General features: G+C 69.5%; 8 protein-coding genes and 1 pseudogene. 7 read left to right on the top strand and 2 right to left on the bottom strand.

Annotated elements, in window-relative coordinates; translation table 11 throughout:
* Both ACLEQD_RS27810 and ACLEQD_RS27815 read left to right on the top strand, forming a co-directional pair.
* Positions 1-332, top strand: a pseudogene (locus ACLEQD_RS27810) (hypothetical protein); the annotation flags it as partial.
* A gap of 144 nt (positions 333-476) precedes the next feature.
* Entirely contained in the window at positions 477-1,334 is an 858-nt protein-coding gene (locus tag ACLEQD_RS27815) for a neutral zinc metallopeptidase (protein WP_410388066.1), read from the top strand.
* Here the strand turns inward: ACLEQD_RS27815 and ACLEQD_RS27820 are convergent.
* Positions 1,217-1,780 (bottom strand): hypothetical protein, encoded by a 564-nt coding sequence (locus ACLEQD_RS27820; protein ID WP_410388068.1) that lies wholly within the window; start codon positions 1,778-1,780, stop codon positions 1,217-1,219. The genes ACLEQD_RS27815 and ACLEQD_RS27820 overlap by 118 nt on opposite strands.
* Positions 1,781-2,131: 351 nt before the next feature.
* Here ACLEQD_RS27820 and ACLEQD_RS27825 point away from each other — a divergent pair, with 351 nt between their 5' ends.
* The 4 genes from ACLEQD_RS27825 to ACLEQD_RS27840 all read left to right on the top strand — a co-directional run bounded on the left by ACLEQD_RS27825 (position 2,132) and on the right by ACLEQD_RS27840 (position 5,951).
* Entirely contained in the window at positions 2,132-3,685 is a 1,554-nt protein-coding gene (locus tag ACLEQD_RS27825; RefSeq protein WP_410388070.1) for a parallel beta-helix domain-containing protein, read from the top strand.
* Positions 3,686-3,724: 39 nt separating this feature from the next.
* Positions 3,725-4,939: an SO2930 family diheme c-type cytochrome gene (locus ACLEQD_RS27830; RefSeq protein ID WP_410388072.1), complete on the top strand. Its 1,215-nt coding sequence runs from the start codon at positions 3,725-3,727 to the stop codon at positions 4,937-4,939.
* 78 nt (positions 4,940-5,017) lie between these two features.
* Complete coding sequence (locus ACLEQD_RS27835; RefSeq protein ID WP_410388074.1) at positions 5,018-5,212, top strand: hypothetical protein; 195 nt, start codon at positions 5,018-5,020, stop codon at positions 5,210-5,212.
* A 25-nt stretch (positions 5,213-5,237) separates the two neighbouring features.
* Complete coding sequence (locus ACLEQD_RS27840; protein WP_410388076.1) at positions 5,238-5,951, top strand: S8 family serine peptidase; 714 nt, start codon at positions 5,238-5,240, stop codon at positions 5,949-5,951.
* A gap of 22 nt (positions 5,952-5,973) precedes the next feature.
* On the opposite strand, the gene ACLEQD_RS27845 is transcribed toward ACLEQD_RS27840, so the two are convergent.
* Positions 5,974-8,088 carry a catalase gene (locus ACLEQD_RS27845; RefSeq protein WP_410388078.1) on the bottom strand — a complete coding sequence of 705 codons (2,115 nt, stop codon included), beginning with the start codon at positions 8,086-8,088 and terminating at the stop codon, positions 5,974-5,976.
* A gap of 329 nt (positions 8,089-8,417) precedes the next feature.
* Between ACLEQD_RS27845 and ACLEQD_RS27850 the strand changes: the two genes are divergently transcribed.
* Positions 8,418-8,978: a Uma2 family endonuclease gene (locus ACLEQD_RS27850; RefSeq protein ID WP_410388082.1), complete on the top strand. Its 561-nt coding sequence runs from the start codon at positions 8,418-8,420 to the stop codon at positions 8,976-8,978.
* The last annotated feature ends 207 nt before the right edge of the window (positions 8,979-9,185 follow it).

A 9,185-nucleotide genomic window follows, 5' to 3' on the forward strand; every position in this document is an offset into this window, starting at 1 on the left:
CGGCCTTCGCCCGGGCGGCGGGAGACAACTTCCTGTGCGCCTCCTCCCCGCGCGACGCGGAGGTGGACGCGCTGGCGCTGGGGCCGCTGGAGCTGCTGACCCTCCCGGGTGAACCCACCGTGGGCGCGGGCCGGGCGCTGGCGGAGCTCTCCGGGGCCACGCACGTGCTGGGGCTCGCCAACGGCTACGTGGGCTACCTGGACACGGCGGAGCAGGTGCGCGCGGGGCAGGGCGAGTCCCGGCGCCAGTACTTCGGCCCTGGACTGCTGGAGCGCCTGGGCACCGCCGCGCGCGTGGCGTCCGGCGCGGTGGGCTTCTCCTCCGGGAAGTAGACCGGGCGTCCAGGCAGTGGGCCCGTCCGCCCGCCTGCCCTGGGAACCTCCTGACGCCCGTCCGCCGTGGGCCGCACCGTCGCTGACGGAGGGACCGCTGCCTACCTTGCCCTCCAGATCATCTTTGCGTTCAGGGGGCACGGGATGAGGTGGGAAGGCGGACGTCGCAGCTCGAACATCGAGGACCGGCGGGGAGGTGGCTTCGGGCGTCCGCTCGCGGTGGGCGGTGGCGCCGCGTCGCTGGTGGTGGCGCTGCTGGTGATGCTGCTGGGCGGGGACCCGTCCGACGTGCAGATCGGCTCGCGCACCTCTCCGTATTCCGACCCTGCCACGGGGGGCTCCGGGAACGTGGATCCCCAGCAGGAGAAGATGAAGGACTTCGCCTCCGTCGTCCTCGCGGACACCGAGGACACCTGGCCCCGCCTGCTGGAGCCGCGGGGCGTGCGCTACGTGCAGCCGCGCCTGGTGCTGTTCACGGACGCGGTGCAGTCCGCGTGCGGCGCGCAGCAGAGCGCGGTGGGGCCGTTCTACTGCCCGGGCGACCAGAAGGTGTACCTGGACCTGAGCTTCTTCGACGAGCTGGAGAGCCGCTTCGGCGCGCCCGGTGACTTCGGCCGCGCGTACGTCATCGCGCACGAGGTGGGCCACCACGTGCAGAACCTGCTGGGCATCTCCCGCAAGGTGCAGTCGCTGCGCAACCGCACGAGCGAGGAGCAGGCCAACCAGCTCTCCGTGCTGACGGAGCTCCAGGCGGACTGCTTCGCCGGCATCTGGGCCAACCACGCCCAGAAGGACCGCGACATGCTGGAGCAGGGGGACGTGGAGGAGGGCCTGGGCGCCGCCAGCGCCGTGGGCGACGACACCCTCCAGAAGCGCGCCCGGGGCTACGTCGTCCCCGAGTCCTTCACCCACGGCTCCGCCGCGCAGCGCATGACCTGGTTCAAGCGCGGCCTGGAGCAGGGGACGCTGGAGGCGTGCGACACCTTCAACGCCCGGCGGTAGGGGGCGCCCGTTCCGCTCAACGGCGGCGCGGCTGCTGCGTCCCGTTGAGCGGCTGTTGCAGTTGATAGGTCCCGTTCAACGGCTGCTGGAGCTGGTACGTGCCGATGAGGGCTGCTGGAGCTGGTACGTGCCGATGAGGGCTGCTGGAGCTGGTACGTGCCGTTGAGCGGCTGCTCCAGCTGGTACGAACCCGCGAGGGGCTGCTCCAGCTGGTACGCGCCGGCGGGAGGCTGCTGGAACCCGCCGCCGTTCGCGGGCGGCTGATACCAGTAATTGTCCCAGAAGGTGCCGTCACCGGAACCGCTTGTCAGTGATTGCCGGTCATCCAGGTTCTGCGAGTCATTGCCCTCCGGGTCAGTCGCCGCTTCGTCCTGCTGCGCCAATGCTGACGTGGCCGGGCCGGACGCGAGCGCCACCACCAGGGTCACCAGGGTGCCTGCGCGCATGGGAGTCCTCCTGCTTTCCGTCGCGGGAGAGGGGGAACCGCGCCGCGACCTGCTTCTCAAGATGACCGCCTGGGTGGGCTCCGGGGAGCACACGCCCCTGCCACCATGCCTGCTCGGGCGCCTGCCGTGGAGCCTTGCGTCAATCGCGTTCCGGACACATTGCGGACGATAGGCTTACCGCGTGCGCGTGCTTTTTCCCGCGTGGCCAAAGGGGCGCTGCGTCAAAACACAAACGTGGAACTTGTGCTTGTCGTCAGTGTGTCTTTGCTCCGAGCATGCCGCCTTCCCGCTGCTTCGCGGGCCCGGGGGCTTCCCCGCGGCCCATGCGGAGCGGCCTCGCGGAGGAACGACATGCCCCGTTTGCAGTGGAACCGCGCAACGAGCGCGACCCTTCTGGCCCTGGTTGGGGCCCTCTCGCTGACCGCCTGCTCGGGTGACGACGACACCACGCCGGACTCGGGCGTGAAGGTGGACGCGGGCACGACCGTGGACGCGGGCAGCGACGCGGGCCCCACGGACGCGGGCAGCGACGCGGGCTCCGTGGACACGGGCATCGCCTGGGACGGCGGCAGCGCGGGCACCTTCTCCTGCGAGGGCAAGACGCAGACGACGCTGAACTTCGCGCCGGGCCAGGAAGAGGCGTTCCAGGACCAGGTGAACACGCTGGCCGAGTGCACCACCATCAACCTGGCGGCGGGCACGTACACCTTCGACAACGCCATCACCATCCGCCAGAAGGGCATCACGCTGGTGGGCGCGGGCAAGGGCGCCAAGGGCGAGGGCACGGGCGGGGCGAGCAGCACGGTGCTGGTGTTCACCAACGCCGCGGCGAACTCCAACGGCCTGGACGTGGTGGGCGACCGCTTCACGGTGAGCGACCTGGCGGTGTGGAACGCGAAGAAGGACGCCATCCGCGTGGAGTCCTCCGCCGACGTCGTGATGCGCCGCGTGCGCACGGAGTGGGCGGAGGCCAACAAGGAGAGCAACGGCAAGTACGGCCTGTACCCGGTGAAGTCCAAGTACGTCGTCATCGAGGACTGCGAGGCCTACAACGCCGCGGACGCGGGCATCTACGTGGGCCAGACGGAGTACGCCGTCGTGCGCAACAGCGTGGCGAAGCAGAACGTGGCGGGCATCGAGATTGAGAACACGAAGTACGCCTACGTGCTGGGCAACACCGCCCAGGACAACACCACGGGCCTGGTGGTGTTCGACCTGCCGGGCAACCCCATCAAGGGGACGGACATCCGGGTGAAGGACAACATCATCACCGGCAACAACCGGAACAACTTCGCGTCCGTCCAGGCCAGCAGCAGCACGGTGTCGCAGGTGCCGGCGGGCACTGGCACGTTCCTCCTGGCGTCGCGCCGCGTGGAGCTGACGGGCAACACCTGGGGCGACAACAACACGGTGGACGTGGCGGTGCTCAGCGGCCTCACCATCGAGAAGGACCCGGCGCAGTGGGTCGCGGGCGGCCTGAACTTCGCGAGCGCGGACATCAGCGTCCACGACAACACCTTCCAGGGCGGCAGCGGCGACAACGTGGACAACGGCAACACGAGCCAGTCGCTGCGGCCCCTGGGCGCGGCCCTGGCGGCGCTCTACGCCTACGGCGAGACGCAGGGCACGCTCTCCGTGGAGCACCTGCTGTGGGACGGCCTGGATCCCTTCGGCCATGACCGCGCGCAGCTCAACCCCATCAACATCTGCTTCGCCAACAACATGCTGCCCGCGAGCACCACCACGGCCATCGTGGACCTGGACCTCCAGGCCGCCGCCACCCTGGCGGGCCAGGGCAACCTGCCGGGCGCGTGGGCCAAGACGCGGCACTACGCGGCCGACAAGGCCGAGTTCAACTGCTCGGGCTTCAGCCCCGCGCTGACCATTGGCGACTTCATCCAGTAACCGCGGTCAGGGAGCGTGACACCCATGTGGACGCCGTTCGTGAACCCCCGCCTCTCCGTGGTGCTGCTGGCGCTGTCGCTGGCGGCCTGCGGCTCCTCCGACCCGGAAGGCCCCGGGCCCACACCCGACGCGGGGACCTCCGTGCCGGATGCCGGAACAGAGGACGCGGGGGTTCCCGACGCGGGTTCACCGGACGCGGGGCCCGTGGACTCCGGAACGCCCGACGCGGGCGAGCCGGACGCGGGCCCCCCGCTGGTCATCCCCAACACGCTGTCGGGCTTCGGGCTGTTCACCGGGAGCCCGGCGGACGGGGGGCTCGTCCCGGTGGAGGGCAACGTGCCCTACACCCTGACCACCCCGCTGTTCTCCGACTACGCGGTCAAGTCACGCACCCTCTACATCCCCCCCGGCAAGACGGCGCACTACGCGCCCATGGCCGCGCTGGACCTGCCGGTGGGGACGCTCATCACCAAGACGTTCGCCTTCCCGGCGGACCTGCGGAAGCCGGACCAGGACGTGCGGGTCATCGAGACGCGCGTCCTGGTGCACCAGCCCGCGGGCTGGGAGGCGTGGCCGTACGTCTGGAACGCGGAGCAGACGGAGGCCACGCTGGCCACCGGCGGCCGGTCCCGCGACGTGACGTTCATCGACACGGAAGGGGAGACCCGGTCGTTCAAGTACTCGGTGCCCTCCAAGAACCAGTGCCAGCAGTGCCACCACCTCCTGGACGACCAGGGGGAGCAGGTGATGCACCCCATTGGCGTGAAGGCGCGCTACCTGCACCGCGACAACACCTACGCCGGCGTGGAGCGTGACCAACTGGAGTACCTGGCGTCGCTGGGCAAGCTGGACGGACTGCCCGCCCCGGCGGACCTGCCGAAGGCGCCGGACGCGTTCGACCCGCAGGCGGCGGACCTGACCACGCGGGCGCGCACGTACCTGGACATCAACTGCGCGCATTGCCACAACCCGAAGGGGACGGCGGGCGTCACCAGCCAGCTGTTCCTCGACATCGGGACCACGAGCATGTTCAGCCTGGGCGAGTGCAAGCGCCCGGGCTCCGCGGGCAGCGGCGTGGGCGGCGAGTTCGACATCCTCCCCGGCAACCACGCGGAGTCCATCCTCTGGTACCGGATGCACACGGAGGAGTCCGGCAAGATGATGCCGCAGATTGGCCGCACGATTCACCACGCGGAGGGCTCGCAGCTCATCGCGGATTGGATCGACTCGCTGCCGGCGAAGAGCTGCAAGTAGCGCTCAGGTGGACCGGCGGACCCCAGCACCCTAGGCTCCTGTCCGCTTTTCCCTTCATCCAATGCCGGGAGTGCTCCCTTGAAATTCACGAGCAAGGACGTGTCGAAGCTGCTGGAGGAAGTGAGCGGGTCCGAGGACCTCATCGGGTACGCCTGCGCCACGTCGTACATGAACGGCTACCAGTGGACCTGGAACGGCACCCAGTGGGTGGGGACCTACTACCCGACGCAGCTCAAGCTGCCGGTGGGTGAGGACTCGTCCGGCTCCTGCTAGGCCGCGCTTCAAGGCCCTGCCTCGCGTGAAGGTCGCCATCGTGGACAGCGGTGTGTCGGTGGGCTTCCTTCGCGGGGCGGGGCTGTCGCTCGCCGGAGCGGCCAGCTTCACGCTGGACCGCGAGTCGCGGCGCCTGGAGTCCCGCGTCCACTCGCGTGAGGAGCTGGCCGCCTGGTGCGGCGGCGGCTCCGTGCTGGAGGACCTGGAGGACACGCACGGTCACGGCACCGCGGTGCTGAGCATCCTGCTGGACCAGGGCCGCCCCGGTGACGACGTGGCGTGGTACGTCGCGCGCGTGCTGGATGGGCGGATGCGCGGGGATTCGCTGTGCCTGCTGGAGGCGCTGGAGTGGCTGACGCAGGACGTGCGCCCGGACGTCATCAACCTGAGCCTGGGCACCGTGGGCCGCGCCTTCGAGGCGCCCCTCGGCGCGCTGCTGGACCGGGCGGTAGGGCAGGGCAGCCTCGTGCTCTGCGCCGCGGGGCCCGTGTCGGGCCTGCCGTCCGGGATGTCGTCGGTGGTGACGGTGGCGGACGCGGCCATGGCCCATGCGCTGCGCAAAGGGGACATCGTGGACCACGTCGAGGACGCGGCCACGGTGCGGCTGTACGCGGACGGTGCCTGGAAGGAGCAGCCCCTCACGAGCAGCTACGCGTGCGCCCTCGCGGCGGCGCGGGTGCTGCGCGAGGGCTGTCCTCCTGGATGGCGGCGCGTCACCGCGTCACACCGGACGCGGTGACGTCCCTGCTTCGCGCAGGGCCTCAGGCCGGGACGCGGGTGTTGTCCTTGCGGTCCCAGTGCCGGTGCTGCGCGAGCGCCTGGGAGAACGCGGTGGCCAGCGCGGTGCCAGCCCCTGCCTTGGAGCCCGCGACGATGCCGGGCGCGGCTGGGTCGATTTCGCAGGCCTTCAGCAGCTCCTCCGCGTCCTTGGACGCGCCCACCGTCTTGCAGTGCAGGTAGGCCTCCTGCACGAAGTGGCGTGACTCGCCGTCCTTCTTCAGCGTCGCCACGCTCGCGGCGCCGCCGGGGATGAAGACGCCGTCGTACTCCACGGAGGCCGTCGTCATGGCGCTCTTGTCCACCGGCACGTCCTTGCCGTTGGAGGCCTTCACCGTGCCCAGGCGCTTGGCGATGAGCTTCACCTTCGCGCCCTGCGCCTCCAGCTCCTTGCGCACCGCCATCAGCTCGTCCGCGTCCACGCCGTCCGCGACGAGCACGCCAATCTTCCGGGTCTTGATGGACGGCGGCATCGTCAGCTTCATCGCCTCCATGCTCAGGGCCTTGGACGCCGGCGGGCCCTTGGGCGTGACGGGCGTGGCCTTGGGGGCGGGCAGGCCCAGCCCTTCCGCCACGGCGGACACCAGCAGGGCGTCAATCTTCGCGAAGTGCTCCAGCACGCGCTCCTGGATGGCGCGCGTCTCCACCTTGCCCAGTTCGAAGCGGCAGGCGTCGATGAGGTGCTCCTGCTCCGGCGCGGACAGGCTGCGGAAGAACAGCGCCGCCTGGCTGTAGTGGTCGTTGAAGGAGGCGGAGCGCTCGCGCACCTTCTTGCCGCTCACCTGCTCCGGCTGGTGCACGAAGCCGCCCTGCTGCTGGGACGCGAGGAAGGGGCAGCCGCCGCCCAGCGAGTTGGGGAAGTAGTTGGCGCGGCCCACGTTGCTCGTGTGCCGGCCGAAGCCGTCCTGCTGGTGGTTGTGCACCGGCGCCACCGGGCGGTTGATGGGGAGCTCCGCGAAGTTCGGCCCGCCCAGGCGCGTCAGCTGCGTGTCCAGGTACGAGAAGAGCCGCGCCTGCATCAGCGGATCATCCGTGAAGTCGATGCCCGGCACGATGTTGGCCACGCAGAAGGCGACCTGCTCCGTCTCCGCGAAGTAGTTCGTCGGGTTGCGGTCCAGCGTGAGCTTGCCCACCGGCATCACCGGCGCCACCTCCTCCGGGATGAGCTTGGTGGCGTCCAGCAGGTCCACGCCCAGCTTCGCCGCGTCCGCCTCCTCCAGGATTTGAACGCCCAGCTCGTACTCGGGGAAGTCCCCCTGCGCGATGGCCTCGAAGAGGTCGCGGCGGTGGAAGTCCGGGTCCTTGCCGCCGAGCTTCTGCGCCTCATCCCAGACGAGCGAGTGCGTGCCCAGGAGCGGCTTCCAGTGGAACTTCACGAAGCGCGAGGTGTTCTTCGCGTCCACGAAGCGGAAGGTGTGGACGCCGAAGCCCTGCATCATCCGGAAGCTGCGCGGGATGGCGCGGTCGGACATGATCCACATGATCATGTGCATCGTCTCCGGGACGAGCGACACGAAGTCCCAGAACGAGTCATGCGCCGTCTGCGCCTGGGGAATCTCGTGGTGGGGTTCCGGCTTGGCGGCGTGGATGATGTCCGGGAACTTGATGCCGTCCTGGATGAAGAAGACGGGGATGTTGTTGCCCACCAGGTCGAAGTTGCCCTCCTCCGTGTAGAACTTCACCGCGAAGCCGCGCACGTCGCGCGCGGTGTCCGCGGAGCCGCGCGAGCCCGCGACGGTGGAGAAGCGCACGAAGACAGGCGTCTTCTTGGACGGGTCCTGGAGGAACTTCGCGCGGGTGTATTTGGATTGGGATTCATACACCTGGAAGTAGCCGTGGGCGCCCGCGCCGCGCGCGTGGACGACGCGCTCGGGGATGCGCTCGTGGTCGAAGCGGGTGATCTTCTCGCGGAGGTGGAAGTCCTCCAGCAGCGTGGGGCCACGCGCGCCAATCTTGAGCGAGTCGTCGGTGTGCTCGACGCGGATGCCCTGGTCCGTGGTGAGGAAGTTGCCCGTGGGCTCCGAGCGGTCCCTCGCGAGCTGCTGGTCCTTGCTCTTCTCGTCGACGTTCACCGGGGCCGGCTGCTTCTGTGAGCTCACTGCGCTGCCTCCTGCAAAAAGGGCGTGCAGGGTGCCGGATGCGGTGGAGGCCGCACGCCTTGCTGTCTGCCTTTGGGAGGTGCAGGACGGAGGGCTGCGGCTGTGTCCGGTTGCGTTCGTTCGGGACGTTGGCCAGCGAGCGTCAGGCTTCCTCACCGGGCCGCGGGGTGGAGCCCGTGACGGTCTCGACCGTGGGGGGCACTGGGGCACGGAATCGATGGAAGACGTGCAAGGTAGGGAGTCGGACGTGTGTCCTGTCATGTCGGATGGGCGTGCTACCCCTGGCCGTCATGGATAGAGTGGAGGGCGGCGAGGAATGGGGAGACGTGATGGGAAAGAAGCCCGCGACCTACGCGGACCTGGAGGCGCTCCCGGAGCATGTGGTGGGGGAGATCGTCGCGGGGGAGCTGTATGCGAGCCCGCGGCCGGCGATGCGGCATGGTGTGATTGCCCACCGGTTGGGTGGAGAGCTTCTGGGTCCCTTCGAGCGGGGAAGGGGTGGGCCTGGAGGGTGGATGCTCATGGGAGAGCCGGAGCTGCATCTTGGGTATGACGTCCTGGTCCCGGACGTCGCGGGGTGGAGATTGGAACGGATGCCTGATGTTCCCGAGACGGCAGCGACGTCGCTCGCGCCGGACTGGGTCTGCGAGGTGCTGTCTCCATCCACCCGGAAGCTGGACCGCGAGGCGAAGCTGCCGGTGTACGCGCGCGAGGGCGTGCGGCATGTCTGGTTGATGGATCCGCGCACGCGCACCCTGGAGGTGTTCGGCTTGCGGGACGGTCGGTACGAAGTGCTGCTCACACATACCGGGGATGCCCCGGTGCGCGCGGAGCCCTTCGACGCGGTGGAGCTGGACCTCGCGTTCATCTGGGGACGCACGGTGAGCTGAAGGCAACAAGACCCCCAGGGTCTAGGAATTCCCGTCCGCCCCTGTACGTCAGGCGTGCGTGCTGGCTCTCACGTTCATGGATAGAGTGATGGGCGGCGAGGACTGGAGGGAATCCATGGGAAAGAAGCCCGCGACCTACGCGGACCTGGAGGCGCTCCCGGAGCATGTGGTGGGGGAGATCGTCGCGGGGGAGCTGTATGCGAGCCC

Origin of the sequence: Corallococcus sp. 4LFB (assembly GCF_046520365.1) — a bacterium.
Lineage (GTDB): Bacteria > Myxococcota > Myxococcia > Myxococcales > Myxococcaceae > Corallococcus > Corallococcus caeni.

What these genes read in the sequence shown, in the direction of transcription:
- ACLEQD_RS27815 (WP_410388066.1), top strand. Translation starts at nt 477, where the DNA reads ATGAGGTGGGAAGGCGGACGTCGCAGCTCGAACATCGAGGACCGGCGG.
- ACLEQD_RS27820 (WP_410388068.1), bottom strand. Translation starts at nt 1,780, where the DNA reads ATGCGCGCAGGCACCCTGGTGACCCTGGTGGTGGCGCTCGCGTCCGGC.
- ACLEQD_RS27825 (WP_410388070.1), top strand. Translation starts at nt 2,132, where the DNA reads ATGCCCCGTTTGCAGTGGAACCGCGCAACGAGCGCGACCCTTCTGGCC.
- ACLEQD_RS27850 (WP_410388082.1), top strand. Translation starts at nt 8,418, where the DNA reads ATGGGAAAGAAGCCCGCGACCTACGCGGACCTGGAGGCGCTCCCGGAG.